Origin of the sequence: Pontitalea aquivivens, from assembly GCF_046507575.1 — a bacterium.
Classification (GTDB): Bacteria; Pseudomonadota; Alphaproteobacteria; order Rhodobacterales; family Rhodobacteraceae; genus Pontitalea; species Pontitalea aquivivens.
Genome location: NZ_JBKFEY010000027.1, coordinates 1 through 20,571, shown reverse-complemented (window position 1 = coordinate 20,571; position 20,571 = coordinate 1). Strand labels below are relative to the sequence as shown.

Here is a 20,571-nt window from a genome sequence, read left to right as displayed (position 1 = left end):
CGTGTCAGCCACGCGGATCATGGAGGGTTATCGGAACAGTACGGGACCGAACATGCGTATTCTGCTGATCGAAGACGACACGGTGCTGGGCGCCGCGGTGCGCGACCAGATCGCGGCCGATGGACAGTCGGTGGACTGGGTGACGCGCCTCGATGCCGCCGGCGACGCCGCAAGGACGACGTCCTACGACCTGATCCTGCTCGACCTCATGCTGCCCGACGGGCGCGGCATCGCGTTTCTGAAAGCCTTGCGCGCACGCGGCGACGTGACGCCGGTCATCATCCTGACCGCGCTCGATCAGATCTCTGACCGGATCGAGGGGCTCAACGCCGGCGCCGACGACTACCTCGTGAAACCCTTCGACCTTGCCGAATTGTCTGCCAGGATCGGCTCGGTCGCCCGGCGCTACAGCGGCAACCCAAACCCATTAGTCACCCATGGCCCGCTTCAGATCGACTTGGCCGCGCGCAGCGTCCATCGCGACGGCAAGCCTGTCCAACTGACGGCGCGAGAGTGGGCGCTGTTCGAAGCCTTTCTCGCGCGCCCGGGGCAGCTGCTGTCCAAGGCGCAGCTGGAGGAGAAGCTCTACGCTTTCGCCGCCGAGGTGGAGAGCAACACCATCGAGGTCCATGTCAGCCGCCTGCGCAAGAAGCTGGGGAGCGCGGTCATCGAGACCGAGCGCGGCATGGGCTACCGGCTGGGCAAACCATGAGGCTGCCGCGCAGCCTCCAGGCGCGGCTTGGCCTGTCGCTCGGGCTAATGCTCACGGTGCTGTGGCTGCTGGCCGCGACGGTGACCGCCGTGATCGTCCGGGGCGAATTGGACAAGGTTTTCGACAGTGCCCTGCGCGAGACGGCGGAGCGCATCCTGCCGCTGGCCGTGACCGACATCGTCGGGCGGGAAGATCAGGGCGTGAGGCAGCGGCTCGCCCCGATCCGGGAACACGACGAGTTCTTCACCTATCTTGTCCGCGATGCCGAGGGGCGGATCCTGCTGCAGTCGCACGCCGCCGACCCCGCCGTGTTCCCGCCTTACGACGGACCGGGGTTCGGTCAGACCGCGACGCACAGGCTCTATAGCGACGCGGCGCTGCAGGGTACGATCCGGATTACCGTGGCCGAGCCGCTGGCGCATCGCGCGTCGGTCGCGCGGGAAATCCAGATGGGCCTCGGCCTGCCCTTACTGATCGTCCTGCCGGTCGCGCTCGCGGCTATCATCCTGGCCGTCCGCTTCAGCCTCGATCCCCTGCGCCGGTTCCGCGCTCGGCTCGAGGCGCGTGGCGCCAGCGACCTGTCGGAGGTTCCCGCCGAAGGACTGCCGACGGAGATAGGTCCGCTGGCCGAAGCCCTGAACAGCCTTCTGACCAGGTTGCGCGAGGCTTTCGAGGCCGAACGCAGCTTCGCTGCGAACGCCGCGCACGAATTGCGAACGCCACTCGCAGGCGCAATCGCTCAGGCGCAGCGGCTGAGGGCGGAGACGGAGGAGCCGGCCACCGAAGCGCGTGCCGCCGAGATTGAGGCGACGCTCAAGCGCCTGACCCGGCTCTCGGAACGCCTCCTGCAGCTCGCCAGAGCAGAGGGTGGCCGGCTTCGGCTCGAAACAAGCACCGATATGCGAACCGTCGCGCGCGTCATCGTGGAAGATATCGGACGCACCGATGGCCCGGGCCGGATCGTGTTCTCGCTGGCCGAACGCCCGGTTATGTCGGATCTCGACCCCGACGCCTTCGCCATCCTCTGCCGCAACCTGATCGAGAACGCGCTACGTCATGGAGATCCGGCCGCATCTGTCGAGGTGACGCTGAGCCCAGACGGCACTCTTACCGTCGCCAATGACGGTCCTTCCCTGCCGCCGGAAGTTCTTGCGCGCCTTACCGACCGTTTCGAGCGCGTCGGCACGTCCGGGGGTGGCAGCGGGCTAGGGCTCGCTATCGTCGACGCTATCGCGAAGGGCTCTCAGGGCGAACTGCACCTGCGATCTCCGATACCTGGCCGAACGGGCGGATTTGTGGCGGAGTTTCACCTCCCGAACTGAGAGCCCGGTCCTCCGATTTCGAGCCGGGTTTTGGTGTCTTCCCTAAACACTATTGCATTAAAGCATATTAGATAGTAATTAATCACTATCTTTAGGGGCAACCAGATGACCACTGCCAGGAAACCAGCGGCTGAGCGTCAACAGGAAATCGTGGAAATGACCCTTCGTCTGCTGTCCGAATTGGGTGAAGGTGGTTTGTCCACTCAGACGATTGCCGATCATATTGGCATCACCCAAGCCGGCCTCTTCCGGCACTTCCCCACCAAGAATGATCTCTGGATTGCAGTTCTGACGGAAATCGAGCGACTTGCCCGCCACTCCTGGGAACGTGCGAGTCAGGAAGGCGACCCGGCAGTCGTCCGAGTCCGCAAGACTCTGTTGGCACAACTTAAGCTGATCGAAGATTATCCGGCGATCCCGACACTGCTGTTTTCAACCGGACGTCTCGCCGCCGAAGACGTCGTCCATCCGATACATGTCCGTATCATGACGGCGCTCCGATTGCGCATCACGGAAGAACTCTCCGCAGCGGCGCAGGAATGCGGCCGCCACCTTCAGATCGATTCACTCGATATGGAGTCCTTACTACTCGGAGTGGTTCAGGATTGCGTATTGCGCTGGTCGCTGACCGGACGCGGTTTCGACCTGGTGGCAGAAGGTGACCGGCTGATCAGGCTGCAGCTTCGCCTGTCCGGACTGGAAGCCGGGGGAGACAGTTCGTGAAAATTCCACGCCTATTGAAACTCGCACCACCGGTCGCCATCGGCATCGGCGCCGCTGCATGGCTTATCTCAACGGCGGAACCTCCGGCGCGGATAGACCAATCCGAGCGCAGCGTCGTCGCGCGCACTGTGATCGCTGAGATGACGCGTGTGCGGACCACCGTGCGGGGGTACGGCAATGTGCAGGCGGCGCGAAACTGGGAAGCGGTGGCCGAGGTTGCCGGAACGATCGTCTGGCGTCATCCCGATCTGGAGACCGGCAATATTATCGGCGAAGGGACAAAGGTTCTCCGGATCGACCCAACGGGTTACGAACTGGCCATTGCGCAGGCCGAGGCCGATCTGGCCGCATTGGAAGCGGACGCCGCGCAACTCGGCGTTGACGAGGCAAACACCAGCCGTCTCCTGGCCCTGGAAGAAGACCGGCTGACGCTGACAGAGGCCGAACTGGCGCGAGTGCGCGACCTGTCCGAGCGTGGAGTCGCAGCCCAGTCTACGCTCGACGCCCAGGAACGCACCACCTTACAGGTGCGTCGGGGTGTGGAGGAGTTGCGCAATGCCAACGCGCTGATTCCCTCACGCCGTGCACGACTTGAGGCCCAGGTTGCGCGGACGAGAACCATTCTGGCCCGCGCAACGCATGACCTCCATAAGACTGATATCTCGGCACCATTCGATCTCCGGATCAGTGAGGTACGTGTCGAGCACCACCAGTTTGTGAGCGCCGGTCAGTCTCTGGTCGCGGCCGACGACATCGGCCAGGCGGAGATCACGGCACAGATTCCCGTGGACTCGTTCCGCCGCCTGCTGAGTGGCGCTACGGGAAACGGCCCAATGACGATCTCGGATCTTTCCGAGCGGTTCGCATACATTGCCGCAGAGGTGCGTCTTGTGTCCGACCCATCCCAGACATGGACGGGCCGGCTGGTGCGGGTGGAAAGCGCACTCGATCCGCAGGCCCGGTCGGTTCCCGCTGTCATCGCGGTGGATGATCCCTATGCCGGCGCGAACCCGCCGCTGCGCCTGCCACTGGTGCCGAACATGTATGTCGAGGTCATCCTCACCGGGCCCGAAGAACCGGCGCGCATCACTCTGCCCGATGGTGCAATCCATGAGGGCAATGTCGTTTATCTTCGAAACGAAGAAGGCCGCCTGGAGGTGCGCACGGTATCGGTAGACTGGCGGCAGTCGGGCATTGTGGTGCTGGATGGTGGCATCGCAGCGGGCGAAGAGGTCGTCACCAATGATCTGATGCCGGCGATCCCGGGCATGATCGTCGAACCGGCGGAGGGCTCGGAATGATCCGCTGGTTCGCCGGGCACCCCACCGCCGCCAACCTGTTACTCGTGCTTATTTTCGCGGCCGGTCTGATGGCTGCGCCAACGCTGAAGCGTGAGACCTTTCCTGATTTCCGTCCTGTCGAGGCGGAGATCAGCGTGGTCTATCGCGGCGCCACGGCCGAAGAGGTCGAGGACGCCATCTGCCGACGGATCTGGGATGCGGTCGAAAGCGTCGAGGATCTGGAAGAATTGACCTGCACCGCGCAGGGCGGCGTTGCGCGAGCCATCGCCACGATGGCCCCGTCGGGCGACAGTGCCAGATTCGTGAATGATCTGCGCACCGAGGTGACGGCGATCGACGATTTTCCCGACCAAGCCGACCCGGCAATCGTGCGCGAGCTTCACCGCACCGACAACGTTACCTCGGTTGCCGTGGCGGGCGATTTGCCGGCCGCGCATCTGGAACGTTACGCTGCTGGTCTTCAGGACAAATTGTCGATCCTCCCCGGGGTGGCGAAGGTCACGATGTCCGGCTTCGGAACGCGTCAGTTCCGGATAACAGTGCCTCGGGCGGTGCTGGAACAACACGGCCTCACCGTCACGCAACTTGCAGGAACAATCGGCGCACAGAGCCTCGACCGCCCCCTCGGTACGCTTGAGACCGCCGACCGTGAGATCAGCCTCCGTTTCACCGATGAGCGGCGCAGCGCGGCCGGCCTCGCCGGCCTTGTCGTTCTGTCCCGGCCGAACGGCGCCGAGCTTACCCTCGGACAGATCGCGTCGATCTCCGAGCACTATTCGCCAGAGGAGGAACGCGCCTATCTCGACGGGCAACGCGCAGTCTACCTGCAAGTGGACAAGGCGCTTGGAGCCGACGCGCTGGAAGTGTTCAGCAGCGTCGAGAAGCTCGTAGCTTCCGAGCGTCTGGCCCTACCCGACACGCTGCGGTTGGACGTCGTCAAGGACATGACCAGCATCGTGCGCGACCGGCTGACGATGCTTGTGGAAAACGGTGTTTTGGGACTGATCCTGGTCGTCGCGGTGATGAGCCTCTTCTTCCGCCCCGGCTTCGCGATTTGGGCGGCCATGGGCCTTCCGGTGGCCTTCATGGGTGCGTTCGCCGCGATGGCGCTTCAGGGGCTGTCGCTGAACATGATGACACTGGTGGCTTTGTTGATGGCCATCGGGATCGTGATGGACGATTCGATCGTCATTTCCGACGCCATCGCCGAGGCCGCGGCGGACGGCGCCTCGCGCACCGCGGCAGCAGTGAAAGGCACTATGGCGGTGATGCCGGGGGTGCTCTCGTCCTTTGCCACCACCATCGCGGTCTTCGGCCCGCTGGCCTTCCTGGTGGGCGAACTGGGCGCCATCCTCGAGGTGATCCCCATGGTGCTGATAGCGGCACTGGCGGCAAGCTTGGCCGAGGCTTTCTGGGTGCTGCCGCATCACCTGAGCCACGGATTGAAGGGGGCGGAAAAGCCGCCATCGCGGTTTCGCGCGGGATTCGATGCACGTTTCGAACGGTTTCGCGAGAAGCGGATCGGCGCCATGGCGGACATGGCAATTCGGAGAAGATACCTCGTTACCGGCGCGACGATCGCGGCCCTGATCGTCACCTTCGGGCTTCTCGGTGGCGGGTATCTCAAGCGCGAGGCGATCCCGGCCATTGACGGCGACGTGCTGGAGGCACGCATACTCATGCCGCAGGGCACGCCGTTTGCGCGCACCGCAGAGGTGGCCGACCGGGTGAGCGCCGCATTGGGCCGGGTGGATGCCGCCTTTGCGCCCGATCAGCCGGGCGGCGCGGCACTGGTGAAGTCCGTCCAGACGCGCTTCAACTACAATCCCACCGCCGGCGAATCCGGCCCGCATGTTGCCACGATCAGCGCCGATCTGCTGGGCGCCGAGACACGCACCGTGACGCTGGATGAGATCGTAACGCTTTGGCGCGAGGAGATCGGAGATGTGCCCGGTGCCCTGACGATCTTGCTGATGGAACCGAGCATCGGTCCACAGGGGATCGCCATCGAGATCCGGCTGTCGGCACCGGATCTGGAGAAACTGGCCAGGGCCGGCAATAGCCTTCTTGCCGAGGTCCAGACCTATTCCGGAGTATTCAATGCCACCCTTGACCTGCGCCCCGGCAAGCCGGAACTCCGGTTGCGTCTCGCCGAGGGTGCGACCGGGTTGGGACTGACCGCACGCGACGTGGCCGATCAGATCGGCGCCGCCTATCTGGGTCGGGTGATAACGACCGTGCAGCAAGGCGATATCGCCCACGAAATCGAGCTTGAGCAGGCTGAGGAAGATCGCGACTCCCACGATGATCTGCGTGATTTCACCATCGCCCTACCGGACAGCCACACAGTGCCTCTCTCAACCGTTGCGGTGGTCGACGAGGCGCGGGGCTGGTCCTCCATTACCCATGTAGACGGGCAGCGCACCGTGACGGTGCAGGCCGATGTCGATACGCGCATCGGCAATGCCGACGCGATCGTATCCGAATTGTCGAACAGCTTTCTGCCACGGCTTGCTGCTGAGTTCCCGGGTCTTGGTTTCGAGGTTGCCGGGCAGAGCGCCAATTCGGCGGAAACCGTCGCGTCGATCCTGCGTGGTTTCCTCATAGGATTGATCGGTATCTACGTGGTTTTGTCCTTCCAGTTCCGCAGCTATGTGGAACCCGTGATCGTCATGCTGTCGATCCCGTTGGCCTTCATCGGCGTGGTGCTGGGGCACCTGATCATGGGCTACAACATCTCGATGCCATCGCTGATCGGCGCCGCGTCGCTGGCCGGCATCGTGGTCAACAATGCTATCCTGCTGGTGCAGGTCATCAAGGCGCGCGCCGCGGAGGGCATGGACCTGGCCCGCGCCGCGGGACAGGCCAGTCGCGCGCGGTTTCGCCCGATCCTGATGTCGGTCTCGACGACGATGATGGGGCTTGTGCCACTGCTGCTTGAAACCAGCACTCAGGCCCAGACGCTGAAACCACTGGTGATCTCGGTCGTCTTTGGCCTGCTTTCGGCCACCGTCCTTGTTCTGATCGTCCTGCCAGCCTTCTACGCCATTCTCGGCGACCTCGGGCTGGCGCGGGCGAAGAATGACGAGAACCCGATTGCGTCAGACGAGAAGGAGGCGACGTCCCCATGATTGAGACATCGCCGGTCCGGCGCCCGCATGTCTTTCCAAAAGGACCGTTTCGAGGGTTGAACACTCGCGCGACCACCGCGGCCACGGGACTGGTCGGGCTTTGGGTCATGCTGGGAACGTGGCGCCCGGATCTGGTTGCAGAGGCTCTGTCCGATGTCCGATCCGCAACCGGGCCCACGCTCGGATGGTACTATGTACTGCTCGTCACGGTCATCCTGGCAATCGTTCTATGGCTCGGTCTAGGGCGTTACAGAAACGTGCGCCTGGGTAAGGATAACGAGCGTCCCGAATTCGGGATGGTATCATGGATCGCGATGCTTTTCGCGGCCGGCACCGGTGTCGGACTGCTGTTCTGGAGCATCGCCGAACCCATCAGCCATTTCCAGGGCAATCCGTTCAGCGGCAACCCCGGAACAGCGGAAGCAGCGGTGGACGCCGCGCGGCTGACGTTGTTCCACTGGGGCCTGCACGGTTGGGCCATCTTCGCCTTGATGGGCGCAATGCTGGCTTATTTCAGCTATCGCGGAAACCTGCCGCTGACGACGCGGTCCGCTCTCTATCCGTTGACCGGCGAACGTATCTACGGCTGGCGCGGGGATCTGGTGGATACCTTCGCCGTCGTCAGTACGGTTTTCGGAATCGCCACGACGCTCGGGCTTGGAGCCGCGCAGATGAATGCCGGGCTCCACTGGTTGATCGGCATCGATATTTCTGTTGGCCGTCAGTTGACGATCATTTTGCTTGTAACGAGCTTGGCGATCTTTTCGGTGGTTTCCGGAGTGCGCCGCGGTGTGCGCTGGCTCAGTATCGGAAACATGTGGCTCGGTGTCGGCTTGCTTCTGTTCTTTCTGATCGTCGGACCGACGAGTTGGCTTCTGCGCTTCATAATTCAGAGCGCCGGTAGTTACGGGCAACACCTCATTGAGATGAGCTTCTGGACCAATGTGACCGGTACGTCCGGGTGGCAACAGTCCTGGACCGTGTTCTACTGGGGCTGGTGGCTTTCATGGACACCGTTCGTCGGAATGTTTGTCGCGCGGATCTCGCGCGGGCGCACCTTGCGAGAGTTCGTGTTCGCCGTGCTCTTGGTGCCGACCTTGTTCAGCCTGATCTGGATCGGCGGTCTTGGTGGCGCAGCATTGCACAATGAACTCTACGGACTCGGAGGAATAGCCGACGCAGTCACCCGCGACGTCACCCTGGCGCTGTATGAAACCATCGATGTTATCGCGAGCCCCGGTCTTTCGACCGTGGCGGCCATTATCGCGACAGTTCTGATTGCGACGTTTTTCGTCACATCGGCGGACTCGGGCATTCTCGTGATCACCACAATTCTTACGCTCGGAGAATCTGACCCGCCGGTCACACCTAGGATCGTCTGGGGCGTGGGTATCGGCGCTTTGACGGCCGTCTTGTTGGCAGGCGGCGGCGTGACCACGCTGCAGTCAGCCGTCGTGATGGCGGGGTTGCCATTTTCGCTCGTCGTTTTGGCCATGGCAATCGGATTCCTGAAAGCTTTGCGAAGCGAACCCCAAGCTCCACGTCATCCCGAGAAAACACGCCTGCCCACCGAGCCATGGACAGGCATCGATACGAAGCAGGAAGGAGAACCTAATGTCGGTTGAAGCATATTGCAGACTTCATGGGCATTTTGCCGACAGACTTTCTTCAAGGATGCCCCCTGAGGCCGAACCCAGAGTTGGACGGCGTCCAGCCAACAGGGGATGCCCGTTACCGCAATACCTGAAAACCGGCCTCCTGGCGGCCGCCATTCTGATCGCACTCTGCATGAGGAGCGATGCTCAGGAAGCGCTGTCAGCGGCAGGGATCGAAGATCAGATTATCGGTCACGCCTTCCAGGGGCGGAAGGGCATTCTGTCGGTTTCGTTGCAGTATGGCACCGATGGTACGGTCACGATGCGCTCGCCGCTTGGCACCGGAACGGGCCGATGGATGATTTCTGGCGACCGGCTTTGCGTCAAACTGGAGACTGGACCGAGAAAAGCGGATGAGTGCCTGACATTTGTAACCGAACCGGATGGAACATATCGCGCGTCCAATGGCATGCGGTTGATCCCGGTAGAATAATGTTCTTACCATTTGTTGGGTCATCAACCCAACCCATCGCGATGCCGCACCCGGACGTTCGGGCGGTCAAATCGGCACCCTGCCTTGGAATGGGCCCTGAACCTTTTCGTTGTTTTGCTAAGCGGATTAGCTTTCGTCAGACTGGGTATCAGGTCCACCCGGGCATACGAACAGCACGCGCTTCATTTCTCTAGTTAGAATCTCGGTACGCCACAGGAGATAGTTAGCCGAATCCACCAGTTTCTGGGATTTAACACACAACCTGTTCGCGCATTTGCATGATCATGGTGCCGGTTTGGCGATTCAGAATCGCTACAGCTTGGTCCAGCCGCCCGATCCCGGCCAGCCCGCCCCGGCTGGCGAAATCCGCCGCGGCCCTGACCTTGGGGCCCATGGACCCGGCGGGCAAATCCAGCGCGCGGGCCTCGTCGGGGGTCAGCACCCCGATCGCCGCCTCTTCCCCGGTGCCGAAACCGCGATAGACCGCGTCGACATCCGTCAGCAGCAGCAGGGCGTCGGCCCCCAGTTCCCGCGCCAGAAGGGCGCTGGCCGCGTCCTTGTCGATCACCGCCTCGATGCCCGTCAGACTGCCATCGGGCCGGCGCAACACGGGAATGCCGCCGCCGCCGGTGCAGATCATGATCACCCCCTGGTCCAGCAAAAGCCGCAGCACGCGGATATCGGGGATTTCCTGCGGCGCGGGCGAGGGCACGACGCGCCGCCACTTGTCGCCATCCTGCGCGATGGTCCAGCCGGCGGCCCGCGCGCGCGCCTCGGCCTCGTCGCGGTCATAGACCGGGCCGATGAACTTCGTCGGCTTGCGAAAGGCCGGGTCGCGCCCGTCCACGACGACCTGCGTCAGCAGCGTGGCGACCGGGTGCGCGTGATCCAGCGCGTTCTCCAGCTCCTGCTCGATCATGTAGCCGATCATGCCGCCGGTCTCGGCCCCCAGCACGTCCAGCGGATAGGCCTCGTCGGGCTTGTAGGCCGCGCCCTGAAGCGCCAGCAGCCCCACCTGCGGGCCGTTGCCGTGGGTCACGACCAGCCGGTGCCCCGCCCGGACGATGCGGGCCAGCGCATCGGCCGCATGGCGGACATTGGCGCGCTGGTTTTCGGCGGTCAGCGGATCGCCCCGTTTCAGCAGCGCATTTCCGCCAAGTGCTGCCACGACCAGCATCCTCAGCCCCCCAGCGTGGCGACAAGCACCGCCTTGATCGTGTGCATCCGGTTCTCGGCCTGGTCGAAGACGATCGAGGCGGGGCTTTCGAACACCTCTTCGGTCACTTCCATCGCGTCGAGGCCGAACTGTTCCTTTATCTCCCTGCCGACGGCGGTGTCGGCATTGTGGAAGGCAGGCAGGCAATGCATGAACTTCGTGCGCGGGTTGCCGGTCTTTGCCATGACCTGCGCGGTGACCTGGTAGGGTTTGAGAAGCTCGATGCGTTCGGCCCATTTCTCCTTGCCCTCGCCCATCGACACCCAGACATCGGTATAGATGAAATCGGCCCCCTCCACGGCCTCGTCCACGTCCTGCGTCAGGGTGATCCGCGCGCCGGTTTCCGCCGCGATCTCCTGCGCCTCGTCGCTGATGTCCGCGCCGGGCCACAGGCTTTCCGGCGCGCAAAGCCGCACGTCCATGCCCATCTTGGCGCCGCCGATCAGCAGGCTGTCGCCCATGTTGTTGCCCGCATCCCCCATGAAGCAATAGGCAATCTCGCGCAGGGGTTTTTCGGAATGTTCCTGCATGGTCAGGAAATCGGCAAGGATCTGGGTCGGGTGGAATTCGTCCGTCAGCCCGTTATAGACCGGCACGCCCGACCATTCGGCCAGGGTCTGCACCACCTCCTGCCCGAAGCCGCGATACTCGATCGCGTCATAGACGCGGCCCAGCACGCGGGCGGTATCCTTGACGGTCTCCTTGTGGCCCATGTGGTTGCCCGAGGGGCCCAGGTAGGTGACGGTCGCGCCCTGATCGTGCGCCGCCACCTCGAATCCGACGCGGGTGCGGGTGCTGTCCTTTTCGAAGATCAGCGCGATTTCCCTGCCCCTGAGCATCGGCACCTCGGTGCCGGCATACTTGGCGGCCTTCAGGTCGGCCGAAAGCTTCAGCAGGAAGGCGATTTCCTGCGGCGTGAAATCGCGCAGGGTCAGGAAATGACGGTTTTTCAGGTTGTAAGCCATGCGGTGCCTCCTCAGACCGGGTCGCGGATCGTGGGGCAGGACATGCAGCGGCTGCCGCCGCGCCCGCGCCCCAGTTCGGCGCCGGGCAGTTCGATCACCTCGATGCCCTCGGCGCGCAGGGCGGCGTTGGTGTCGTCGTTGCGGTCATAGCCCATGACCAGCCCGGGGCGCAGCGCCAGCACGTTATTGCCGTCGTTCCACTGTTCGCGCGATTGTTCGAACGGGTCGCTGCCGCCGGTGGCCACGACCTTCAGCCGCTTGAACCCCATCGCCTCGGCCACGACATCGAACATCGGGCGGGGATCGTGGCGCATGTCGAGCGGCCTGTCCCCCTCGCCCGGGTGCAGGTCATAGCAGGTCATCTCGTCGGCGACCTCCTTGAAGCTGGTGACGATATCGCCGCCGCAGAAGGTAAAGACCGTATCGAGATGCATGGCCGACCGCGCCTTGGGCATCTGGCAGGCGATGACCCGCTCGGCCCGGCTCTGGTCGAACAGCGCCTGCGCCAGCAGCCCCACTGCCTGCGGCGAGGTCCGCTCGCCCATGCCGATCAGCACCAGCCCGTCGCCGACCGGCATCTGGTCGCCGCCTTCCAGCGTGGCAAGCCCGTGATCGGCCAGCGGATCGCCCCAGATCACCTCGGCCCTACCCGCGAAATTCGGGTGGAAGCGGTAGATCGCCGCGGTCAGCAGGGTTTCCGGGCGCCGCGCCTGCCAATACATCGGGTTCAGCGTGACGCCGCCATATATCCAGGCCGAGTTGTCGCGGGTGAACAGGAAATTCGGCAGCGGCGGCAGGATGAAGCCGTGATAGCCCAGGTAGCTGCCGAACATGCCTGTCGCCTCGAACGGCAGATCGCCCACCGTCAGCCCGCCGATCAGGTAGTCCGACAGCGCCGCCCCCGGCAGGGTGTCCATCCAGTCCCGCAACTCCCGCTGCATCCCAACGCCGACATGGCTGGCCGATATGCGGTTATCCAGCACCCATTTGCGGGCCTCGGGGTTGTCCAGCACCTCGGCCAGCATCGCGCCGGTTTCCAGCACCTCGACACCCTCGCCGCGCATCGCTTCGGCAAAGGCGTCGTGATCCTTCTGCGCCTGCTTGACCCAGAACACGTCGTCGAACAGCAGCTCCTCGCAATTGTCCGGGGTCAGGCGCCGATGCGCCAGCCCGGGGCGGCAGATGATCACCTGCCGCAGCGTGCCGCTTTCGGAATGGACCCCGAGTTGGTGGCCGGTCATGTCGGACCTCCCTTTCAGAACAGCGCGCCGACGCTCAGCGCGGCCGAGATGAACACCAGCAGGATCAGCATCAGCGGCCAGATGAAGACGATCCAGCGGTCATAGGACACCCGCCCGATGGCAAGCCCGCCGATGACCACCGCGAAGGTCGGGTTGATCAGGTTCACCAGCCCGTTCGCCGACTGGTAGGCCGTGACCACCAGGTCGCGGCCGACGCCGGCGAAATCGGCAAGCGGCGCCAGGATCGGCATCGACAGCACCGCAAGGCCGGACGAGGAGGGGACGAAAAAGCTCATGCCGATCTCGATCCAGAACATCAGGTTGATGAAGGCAAAGTCGCCAAGCCCGGCAAGCGACTGTTCGGCGCCGTGCAGGATCGTGTCGGCGATCAGCCCCTGCTCCATGATCACGACGATGCCGCGCGCCAGCCCCACGACCAGCGCGACGCCCAGAAGGTCGCGCGCGCCGTCGACGAAATTGCCCGTCAGCTGCTTTTCGCCCTGCCGCGCCACCACCCCGATGACGATGGCCGCGCCAAAGAACAGCGCGCCCATCCGCGCCATCCACCAGCCCTGGCTGGACACGCCCCAGATCATCACCGCGAAGGTGACGGCAAAGATCACCAGGACGATCTTCTGCGTGCCGCTCAGCGCGGCCTCGGTCTTTTCCCCGGCCGCGTCCTTCAGAAAGAACTTCCGGTGCGCCTCGGCCTGCTTGGCCACGACCGAGCGCGCGGGATCGGCCTTGACCCGGTGCGCATAGCGCATGACATAGGCCGCGCAGATCGCCAGCCCGCCCAGCAGGATCACCAGCCGCAGGATCATGCCCTCGGTAAAGGGGATGCTCGCCGCGTTCGAGGCGATGACCGTGGCGAAGGGATTGATCGTCGAGCCGAGCACGCCGATCCCCGCCCCGACCAGGATGATCGCGACCCCCGTCACCGCATCGTAGCCCGCGGCGATCATGACCGGGATCAGGATCGCGTAGAAGGCCAGCGTTTCCTCGGCCATGCCATAGGTCGTGCCGCCCAGCGCGAAAAGGCACATCATGATCGGGATCATCCAGATCTCGTGCCCCTTCATCGCGGACATCGCCGTTCTGATCCCGGTGTCGATCGCGCCGGTGGCGTTCACCACGCCGAGGAACCCGCCCAGGAACAGGATGAAAAGCGCAACGTCGATGGCGTTCGCCGCATAGCTGTCGGGATCGTAGAACCCCGCAATCGGCGCCAGCATCACCGCGACGAAGCCCTGCGGGTTCGGATCGACCTGCTGATAGGTGCCGGCGACGGCCACTTCGCGGCCGACCTCCTCGTTCATCACCCGGTCGTACTGGCCGGCCGGGATGATCCAGGTCAGCACCGCGACCAGCACGATCAGAAGGAACAGGATCGTGTAGGCCGACGGAAACCGAGATTGAAGCTCCGGGGCGCCACTCTGACCATTTGCGTTGTCTTGCGACATGCTGCCCTCCCTAGCTTGTTAAACTAATTCAGTGACGTTCTTCTAGCTGTTCTGGAGCGCGCCCATCCGGGTCGCGGATCGCGAGGCCGACAACGACGCCCCAGACGACGGTTCGCAGGCTCATGGCCCATACCGTCCGCATCTCATAGGCGCCGCCGAGCAGAACGTGGACACCGAAGGCGATCATCACCAGGATCGTGGCGATGAGGATGGCGATCGATAACTTGACCGCCCAGTTTGTCTGCAACATGAGCCCGATACCTGCTGCGACATAGGCGAAGCCGGCCAGGAAGTTGAACCATAGAACGAAGAGGACCGCATCGCCGACCGCCGCACGTGCCTCCGAGCCACCGAAAAGTGCGCGCCCGCCCGATAAAACCGTCAGCAAGCCGAAAAGCGTGACGACAACCGCCGCAATCAGGATATCCCATCGTCTGCTTTGCATATTTCTCACTCCAGTTCTTCCCGGCGTCCGCTGATGCGTTATTTCTGAAACACAAATGTTCCCGGCGCGTCGTCGAGCGGCGGATGATCCTTGCGGCCCATCCGGGGCGGGCCAGTCATGTCGCCCGAGCGGGCAGTCAGCCATTCTGACCAGGTCGGCCACCATGATCCCTCCCGCTCAGGCGTCTCGCTCAGCCACGTGTCGGGATCCATGTGCAAGTCCTCGGCCTTGCGGTGCCGCACCCGGAAGGTCCGGCGCGGGTGGCCCGGCTCCGAGACGATGCCGGCATTGTGCCCGCCGCTGGTCAGCGCGAAACTCACGTCGGTGTCACTGAGCATGTCGATCTTGAAGGCCGACCGCCAGGGTGCCACATGATCCTTTATCGTGCCCACGGCAAAGATCGGCACCCGGATATCCGAAACATGTACCGGACGGCCATCGACCTTGAGTCGACCCTCGGCAAGGTCGTTGTTGAGATAGAGCCTGCGCAGATATTCCGAATGCATTCGATACGGCATGCGTGTCGCGTCGGCGTTCCAGGCCATAAGATCATTCATCTGGGCACGTTCGCCCATCAGGTATTCGCGCACAATCCGCGACCAGATCAGATCGTTCGAGCGCAGCATCTGGAAGGCGCCGGCCATTTGCGTGGTGTCAAGATAGCCCTGCTTCCACATCACGCTGTCGAGAAACGCGAGCTGGCTTTCGTTGATGAACAGCGCCAATTCGCCCGGTTCGGTGAAATCGATCTGACTGGCCAGCAACGACAGCGAGGCCAGCCGCGCGTCGTCATCGCGCGCCATCGCGGCGGCGGCGATCGACAGGAGCGTACCGCCGAGGCAATAACCGACGGCATGAACCTTCTGATCCGGGACGATCGCGCTGACCGCATCCAGCGCTTCCATTACACCCAGCCGACGATAATCGTCCAGAGTCATGTCACGGTCGCCCGCATCGGGGTTCTTCCACGAAATCATGAAGACGGTGTGGCCTAGCTCGACCAGATAGCGCACCAACGAGTTTTGCGGCGAGAGGTCGAGGATATAGTATTTCATGATCCAGGCCGGGACGATCAGGATCGGCTCAGGTCGTACCTTGTCCGTGAGTGGGGCGTACTGGATGAGTTCGATCAACTGATTGCGGTAAACGATGCTGCCTTTCGTTACCGCCACGTCCCGGCCTGGCTGGAAGGAGTCGGCGCCATCGGGGGCCTCTCCTGCCATGAGGTCCTGCAGGTCCTCCATGTAGTTCTGGAACCCCCGGATCAGGTTCAGACCGCCGGTCTGTTGCGTCTTTTTCAGAACCTCGGGGTTGGTTCCGGGAAAGTTGGATGGAGAGAGAACATCAAGCATCTGGCGCGTCAGGAATTGCAATTCGCGCTCGTGCTGAACAGTCACACCGGGTACATCAGTGACCAGGTTGTGCCACCATTGCTGCTGCAGCAGAAAACCTTGCTGAATCAGATTGAAGGGGGGCATTTTCCAAGCATCGCCGCGAAACCGGTTGTCTTGCGGCAGTGGATCAATGCAGGGCGCCACCGCGTTGGTCGAACCTGTGCATGCCATTGCATAGCGCGTGTACCGACCGAACTTTTCTCCAGCCTTTTCTGCGATTTCCAACTGTTTTCCCGGAGCAGCGACCATATGCGTCGCCCAATCGAACCAGGCATTCATGAGGGCAGCGGGCGACAACCCATGCGTGAAGCGCGAAAGCCAAACCTGTGCCGCATGGTCGAACGCTTCGTGACGGGTATCATGTGTATCCGGACGATCATCGGTGTCAGACGTCATCGCCGCATCCCGTTCCGGCTCGGCCTTAGCGTCTGACATGTCGCGTGTAGAGCGGTCAGGCACCGCTCGTGCTGTCCCCTGCTTTCCTTGCGCATCGCGCAGTTTTACCACCTGGTCCGACATTTGCCGCTCCATCGATATTGCCTGATGTCCGGCCGGCGATCTCGAGACCATGATCAATGGCACCGGCACCGCTGGACAATCTCGAATCAAGATAGTAATTGATTACTATATTTATTCAAGCCATGATGCACGGCAAGGCAGGTAAGTGCCGCGACTGACCGAGGAGGAAACCCATGCTGACGGGCAAAACGAATGTCGTGACGGGCTTCGCGTTTCTGGCACTTTTCATGCTGTACGGGTTCGTGCTGATCTTCTTGCGCGATTTCGCGCCGGGCAAGGAGCAGTGGATCGCTGACTATGCGGTGGGTACGCATTTCGAATCGCGGCTTGCGCATGTTCACGGCAACCTGTTCGCGCTCATCAATATTGCGGTCGGTCTCGCCCTGTCGCGCGCCCCGGACACCCGGACCGGGCGCTGGATATCCGCGTTGGCACTGCTCGGGCTGCTGATGCCTCTGGGCATTCTGGCAGAGGTGCTTTTTGGTGTTCCGCCGATCCTCGTTGTGGCCGGCGGCATTTCAATGGTCGCCGCGATGATATGGACGGCTGCATATGTATGGCAAACGGAGACGTTTCATTGAGCAAGACGAAACCAAAAAAGATCCCGGCGGAAGAGCGCCGCAACATTACCGTTGAAGCGGTCATCGACCTGGCCGGCTCTTCCAACCCGGACAGCATTACGACCGCGGCCATTGCCAAGCACATGAAGCTGACACAGGGCGCGATCTTTCGCCACTTTCCGAACAAGGACGCGATTTGGAAAGCGGTCATGAACTGGGTGGCCAAGAACCTGATGGCCCGGATCGATCGCGCGGCCAAAGACATTACTTCGCCTACGCGAAAGATGGAGGCGATGTTTCTCGCCCACATCGCATTTGTCGCCGATCACCCGGGCGCACCACGCATGCTGTTCGGAGAGCTTCAGGGCGCTCGACAGACGCCGGCCAAGCGCCTCGCGCAGAGCATGATGAAACAATACGCGGCACGCCTGCGCGACATGATTACGAGTGGCAAGGAATGCGGCGAATTGCGCGACAATCTTGATGTCGAGGCGGCGGCCACGCTGTTCATCGGCACCATTCAGGGCCTCGTCATGCAATCCCTGATCGCCGGCGACATGGATAAAATGCGCGCCGATGCGCCACGTGTTTTTGACATTTATCTACACGGCATTTCTAAGGCGGGCGATGCCGAGGAGCAGGAGTGACATGGCGCCGAAGATCAGCTTTTTGGGCGCGGCGCGCGAAGTCACCGGCTCCTGCTTCCTCGTCGAAACCGGCGAAGTCCGGTTTCTGATCGATTGCGGCATGTTTCAAGGCGGGCGGGAAGCGCCTGCCCGCAATCGAAAACCCTTCGGTTTCGACCCGAAATCAATTGATTTCGTTCTTCTGACACATGCGCATATCGACCACAGCGGTCTGCTGCCAAAACTGACCAAGTCAGGGTTCACCGGGCCGATCTTCACAACTGAAGCGACAGCGGATCTGCTGGGTGTCATGCTGCCAGACAGCGCCCACATTCAGGAATCGGACGCTCGAAAGCACTGGCGCAGATCCAAGCGCGGTGCAGCCGCTTCGACAGAGCCAATCTACACCATGAACGATGTCAGGCTTTGTCTGCGGCAGGTTCACGCGATCCGCTACGACACCAAGCTCACCCCGAATGAAAATGTGCGCTGCCGGTTCCGCGATGCCGGCCATATCCTCGGCTCGGCGATCATCGAAGTCTGGATATCCGAAGGGGACGGCGAAACAACTAAGATCGTGTTCAGTGGCGATCTGGGGCAGCCCGGGCGGCCAATCCTACGGGATCCCACGCCCATTCCCGATGCTGATATTCTGGTGATCGAGTCGACCTATGGGAACCGCGAGCACGAGGATCTGAGCACAACTCTGGACGAGATGATCGAGATCGTCGAACGCACCCGCCACGGCGACGGCGGAAATATTATCGTGCCCGCCTTCGCAGTCGGTCGCACGCAAGAGGTGCTCTACCATCTGCATCGGCTCACCTGCGAAGGACGACTTCGCGACTTGATGATTTTTGTGGACTCGCCGATGGCGACCGAAGCCACAAGGATCACCCGCCGACATCTGGAGTTGTTCGACGAACAGGCGAAGAACCTCGCGGGATGGCACAAGGTGGGTGCGGACCTCCCCTATCTCAAGTTCACATCGAGTGTCGACGAATCGAAGGCACTCAACCAGATCAGCGCAGGGGCGATAATCATCTCGGCCAGCGGTATGTGTGATGCCGGGCGCATCCGTCACCATCTGCGACAGAACCTGCCCCGACCCGAGTCCGTTGTGATGATCACCGGGTTCCAGGCCAAGGGATCGCTGGGTCGGCGGCTTGTGGATGGCGTCCGGCGGGTCCGCCTGTTTGGAGACGACATCCCGGTGCGGGCCACCATTCACTCGGTCAACGGGCTGTCCGCGCATGCGGACCGGAAGGCGCTCATGGCTTGGGCGGATGGTTTCAGAGCGCCACCGCATCAGACCTTCATTGTGCACGGCGAGGAGACAGCGGCACTGGAATTCGCGCACGCGCTTCGAACCGAGAAGGGCTGGACGGTGACAGTTCCTGAACCGGGTGCATGTTTCGAAATAGGCCCAAGCCCATGACCATCGACCGGACGAGCGAAAGAGAACTCACCGAACATATCCTCGTCGGGCCCGCGTATCGATTGGCGCACGAGGACTTGGATTTTCTGGCGGAGGACGATCTGCGTCCGGTGCGCCTGCAACTCGAACTGATCAAGCCAGAACGCACGCTGCGTCACCATGATATCCACTCGACTGTGGTGGTATTTGGCAGCGCCCGTATCGTCTCGCCGGAAGTCGCAGAAAAGCAGTTGGAAGAAGCTCAACAGCTCCACCGGGAGGACCCGGCATCCGAACGACAACTTCTGGCAGCCGAACGCCGGGTACATTGGTCGCGCTACTATGCGGAAGCGCGGTGTTTTTCTGAGCTCGTCTCGCACCAATTTCAACGGGTCGGACGCCGGGATTTCGTTATCGTCACAGGCGGTGGCCCGGGCGTGATGGAGGCTGCGAATCGCGGTGCCTTCGATGTTGGAGCGCGCTCGGCCGGCTTGAATGTCACCTTGCCGAGCGAACAGAGGCCAAACCCGTTCATCACACCGGACCTCGCATTCCGTTTTCGCTACTTCGCCATACGCAAAATGCACTTCCTGCTGCGGGCCAAGGCACTCGTGGCCTTTCCCGGCGGCTATGGCACCCTCGATGAACTGTTCGAAGTCCTGACCCTTGTGCAAACCCGAAAGATGCAAAGCCTTCCGATCATCCTGTTCGGACGGGAATTCTGGAACCGGGCGATCGATTTCGACTTCCTGGTCGATGAGGGAATGATCTCTTCGCAGGATCGCGCCCTCTTCCGCTTCGTCGAAACAGCAGAGCAGGCCGTGTCGGTCCTGAAAGATTTCTACGGCGGTCACCCTCCTGACGAGCCGATGATCGTCCAAGGACATGACATGAAGGGAGACCGATAAAGATGTCACGCAAGATTTCAATCGCGCTTGTTCTCGCTGTACTTGCGGGATTCATGGGCTATGCCCTTTGGTCGATCTTCTTGGCACCGAGCGGCCTGCCGCCCGAGGGCTTCGCGCGGGGCAACGGCAGGGTTGAAGCCGATCTCGTCGATGTCTCGACCCGTCTTTCCGGGCGGGTGGCCACGATCGCGGTGCAGGAGGGCGATCTCGTCGCCGCAGGCGACGTCCTTGCGGTCATGGACACAACCGAACTCGAAGCGCAAAAGGCGCGCGCCGAGGCGGCGGTGGCCAGTGCGGAGGCCGCGGTAGCCGTGGCACAGGCGGGTGTAACCAAGGCCGAGGCCAGCCTCGCGCTCGCCCAAACCGAGCTCGCGCGCGCCGAGGCGCTGAGCGGGCGTGACGTGATCTCCAAGGCGAACTACGACATCCGCCGGACCGAAGCTCAGGTGGCAGAAGCCAGCCTCGCCGCCGCGCAGGCCGAAGCGCAGGCAAAGGAACGCGTGGTCGATGCGGACGTTGCGAACCTGCAAGAGATCGAGG

General features: G+C 62.6%; 18 protein-coding genes. 12 read left to right on the top strand and 6 right to left on the bottom strand.

The window, feature by feature from the left end; genetic code table 11:
* Positions 1-52: 52 nt before the first annotated feature.
* The 7 genes from ACK8OU_RS17370 to ACK8OU_RS17340 all read left to right on the top strand — a co-directional run bounded on the left by ACK8OU_RS17370 (position 53) and on the right by ACK8OU_RS17340 (position 9,277).
* The gene (locus ACK8OU_RS17370) at positions 53-712 is read left to right on the top strand and encodes a response regulator transcription factor (RefSeq protein ID WP_149766856.1); all 660 of its coding nucleotides are present in this window, start codon (positions 53-55) and stop codon (positions 710-712) included.
* On the top strand, positions 709-2,034 hold the full coding sequence (locus tag ACK8OU_RS17365; RefSeq protein ID WP_410304659.1) for an ATP-binding protein: 1,326 nt from the start codon (positions 709-711) through the stop codon (positions 2,032-2,034). The genes ACK8OU_RS17370 and ACK8OU_RS17365 overlap by 4 nt, the downstream gene beginning before the upstream one ends.
* A gap of 105 nt (positions 2,035-2,139) precedes the next feature.
* Positions 2,140-2,757, top strand: coding sequence for a TetR/AcrR family transcriptional regulator (locus tag ACK8OU_RS17360; RefSeq protein ID WP_410304658.1), 618 nt, complete (start codon positions 2,140-2,142; stop codon positions 2,755-2,757).
* Positions 2,754-4,058 (top strand): efflux RND transporter periplasmic adaptor subunit, encoded by a 1,305-nt coding sequence (locus ACK8OU_RS17355; protein ID WP_410304657.1) that lies wholly within the window; start codon positions 2,754-2,756, stop codon positions 4,056-4,058. Before ACK8OU_RS17360 ends, ACK8OU_RS17355 begins: the two co-directional genes overlap by 4 nt.
* Positions 4,055-7,189, top strand: coding sequence for an efflux RND transporter permease subunit (locus tag ACK8OU_RS17350; protein ID WP_410304656.1), 3,135 nt, complete (start codon positions 4,055-4,057; stop codon positions 7,187-7,189). Before ACK8OU_RS17355 ends, ACK8OU_RS17350 begins: the two co-directional genes overlap by 4 nt.
* Positions 7,186-8,814, top strand: coding sequence for a BCCT family transporter (locus ACK8OU_RS17345; RefSeq protein WP_410304655.1), 1,629 nt, complete (start codon positions 7,186-7,188; stop codon positions 8,812-8,814). The genes ACK8OU_RS17350 and ACK8OU_RS17345 overlap by 4 nt, the downstream gene beginning before the upstream one ends.
* Positions 8,804-9,277, top strand: a complete 474-nt coding sequence (locus ACK8OU_RS17340; RefSeq protein ID WP_410304654.1) for a hypothetical protein — start codon at positions 8,804-8,806, stop codon at positions 9,275-9,277. Before ACK8OU_RS17345 ends, ACK8OU_RS17340 begins: the two co-directional genes overlap by 11 nt.
* Before the next feature lie 250 nt (positions 9,278-9,527).
* On the opposite strand, the gene arcC is transcribed toward ACK8OU_RS17340, so the two are convergent.
* Genes arcC through ACK8OU_RS17310 form a run of 6 tightly spaced genes read right to left on the bottom strand, consistent with a single transcriptional unit; the run spans position 9,528 to position 16,520 of the window.
* Positions 9,528-10,454: a carbamate kinase gene (arcC, locus tag ACK8OU_RS17335; RefSeq protein WP_410304653.1), complete on the bottom strand. Its 927-nt coding sequence runs from the start codon at positions 10,452-10,454 to the stop codon at positions 9,528-9,530.
* A 2-nt stretch (positions 10,455-10,456) separates the two neighbouring features.
* Entirely contained in the window at positions 10,457-11,458 is a 1,002-nt protein-coding gene (gene argF, locus ACK8OU_RS17330) for an ornithine carbamoyltransferase (RefSeq protein ID WP_149786809.1), read from the bottom strand.
* Between the two features lie 11 nt (positions 11,459-11,469).
* Positions 11,470-12,699, bottom strand: coding sequence for an arginine deiminase (locus ACK8OU_RS17325; RefSeq protein ID WP_410304652.1), 1,230 nt, complete (start codon positions 12,697-12,699; stop codon positions 11,470-11,472).
* Between the two features lie 14 nt (positions 12,700-12,713).
* Positions 12,714-14,162 (bottom strand): YfcC family protein, encoded by a 1,449-nt coding sequence (locus ACK8OU_RS17320; RefSeq protein ID WP_410304651.1) that lies wholly within the window; start codon positions 14,160-14,162, stop codon positions 12,714-12,716.
* A 28-nt stretch (positions 14,163-14,190) separates the two neighbouring features.
* The gene (locus tag ACK8OU_RS17315) at positions 14,191-14,607 is read right to left on the bottom strand and encodes a hypothetical protein (protein ID WP_410304650.1); all 417 of its coding nucleotides are present in this window, start codon (positions 14,605-14,607) and stop codon (positions 14,191-14,193) included.
* A 38-nt stretch (positions 14,608-14,645) separates the two neighbouring features.
* Positions 14,646-16,520, bottom strand: a complete 1,875-nt coding sequence (locus tag ACK8OU_RS17310) for a PHA/PHB synthase family protein (protein WP_410304649.1) — start codon at positions 16,518-16,520, stop codon at positions 14,646-14,648.
* Positions 16,521-16,693: 173 nt separating this feature from the next.
* On the opposite strand from ACK8OU_RS17310, the gene ACK8OU_RS17305 reads away from it, so the two are divergent.
* The 5 genes from ACK8OU_RS17305 to ACK8OU_RS17285 form a co-directional block, all read left to right on the top strand.
* Positions 16,694-17,101 carry a hypothetical protein gene (locus tag ACK8OU_RS17305; protein WP_410304648.1) on the top strand — a complete coding sequence of 136 codons (408 nt, stop codon included), beginning with the start codon at positions 16,694-16,696 and terminating at the stop codon, positions 17,099-17,101.
* Positions 17,098-17,727: a TetR/AcrR family transcriptional regulator gene (locus tag ACK8OU_RS17300; RefSeq protein ID WP_410304647.1), complete on the top strand. Its 630-nt coding sequence runs from the start codon at positions 17,098-17,100 to the stop codon at positions 17,725-17,727. Before ACK8OU_RS17305 ends, ACK8OU_RS17300 begins: the two co-directional genes overlap by 4 nt.
* A 1-nt stretch (position 17,728) precedes the next feature.
* The gene (locus ACK8OU_RS17295; RefSeq protein ID WP_410304646.1) at positions 17,729-19,144 is read left to right on the top strand and encodes an MBL fold metallo-hydrolase RNA specificity domain-containing protein; all 1,416 of its coding nucleotides are present in this window, start codon (positions 17,729-17,731) and stop codon (positions 19,142-19,144) included.
* Positions 19,141-20,031 (top strand): LOG family protein, encoded by an 891-nt coding sequence (locus tag ACK8OU_RS17290; RefSeq protein ID WP_009573802.1) that lies wholly within the window; start codon positions 19,141-19,143, stop codon positions 20,029-20,031. The genes ACK8OU_RS17295 and ACK8OU_RS17290 overlap by 4 nt, the downstream gene beginning before the upstream one ends.
* A gap of 53 nt (positions 20,032-20,084) precedes the next feature.
* A partial coding sequence (locus ACK8OU_RS17285) for a biotin/lipoyl-binding protein (protein WP_410304645.1) occupies positions 20,085-20,571 on the top strand: 487 nt, incomplete at its 3' end.

Bases quoted from the DNA above. Each gene is read 5' to 3' on its own strand.
- ACK8OU_RS17290 (WP_009573802.1), top strand. From the start codon at position 19,141: ATGACCATCGACCGGACGAGCGAAAGAGAACTCACCGAACATATCCTC.
- ACK8OU_RS17365 (WP_410304659.1), top strand. From the start codon at position 709: ATGAGGCTGCCGCGCAGCCTCCAGGCGCGGCTTGGCCTGTCGCTCGGG.
- ACK8OU_RS17315 (WP_410304650.1), bottom strand. From the start codon at position 14,607: ATGCAAAGCAGACGATGGGATATCCTGATTGCGGCGGTTGTCGTCACG.
- ACK8OU_RS17370 (WP_149766856.1), top strand. From the start codon at position 53: ATGCGTATTCTGCTGATCGAAGACGACACGGTGCTGGGCGCCGCGGTG.
- ACK8OU_RS17310 (WP_410304649.1), bottom strand. From the start codon at position 16,520: ATGTCGGACCAGGTGGTAAAACTGCGCGATGCGCAAGGAAAGCAGGGG.
- ACK8OU_RS17340 (WP_410304654.1), top strand. From the start codon at position 8,804: ATGTCGGTTGAAGCATATTGCAGACTTCATGGGCATTTTGCCGACAGA.
- ACK8OU_RS17305 (WP_410304648.1), top strand. From the start codon at position 16,694: ATGCTGACGGGCAAAACGAATGTCGTGACGGGCTTCGCGTTTCTGGCA.
- ACK8OU_RS17325 (WP_410304652.1), bottom strand. From the start codon at position 12,699: ATGACCGGCCACCAACTCGGGGTCCATTCCGAAAGCGGCACGCTGCGG.
- arcC (WP_410304653.1), bottom strand. From the start codon at position 10,454: ATGCTGGTCGTGGCAGCACTTGGCGGAAATGCGCTGCTGAAACGGGGC.
- ACK8OU_RS17320 (WP_410304651.1), bottom strand. From the start codon at position 14,162: ATGTCGCAAGACAACGCAAATGGTCAGAGTGGCGCCCCGGAGCTTCAA.
- argF (WP_149786809.1), bottom strand. From the start codon at position 11,458: ATGGCTTACAACCTGAAAAACCGTCATTTCCTGACCCTGCGCGATTTC.
- ACK8OU_RS17350 (WP_410304656.1), top strand. From the start codon at position 4,055: ATGATCCGCTGGTTCGCCGGGCACCCCACCGCCGCCAACCTGTTACTC.
- ACK8OU_RS17345 (WP_410304655.1), top strand. From the start codon at position 7,186: ATGATTGAGACATCGCCGGTCCGGCGCCCGCATGTCTTTCCAAAAGGA.
- ACK8OU_RS17360 (WP_410304658.1), top strand. From the start codon at position 2,140: ATGACCACTGCCAGGAAACCAGCGGCTGAGCGTCAACAGGAAATCGTG.
- ACK8OU_RS17295 (WP_410304646.1), top strand. From the start codon at position 17,729: ATGGCGCCGAAGATCAGCTTTTTGGGCGCGGCGCGCGAAGTCACCGGC.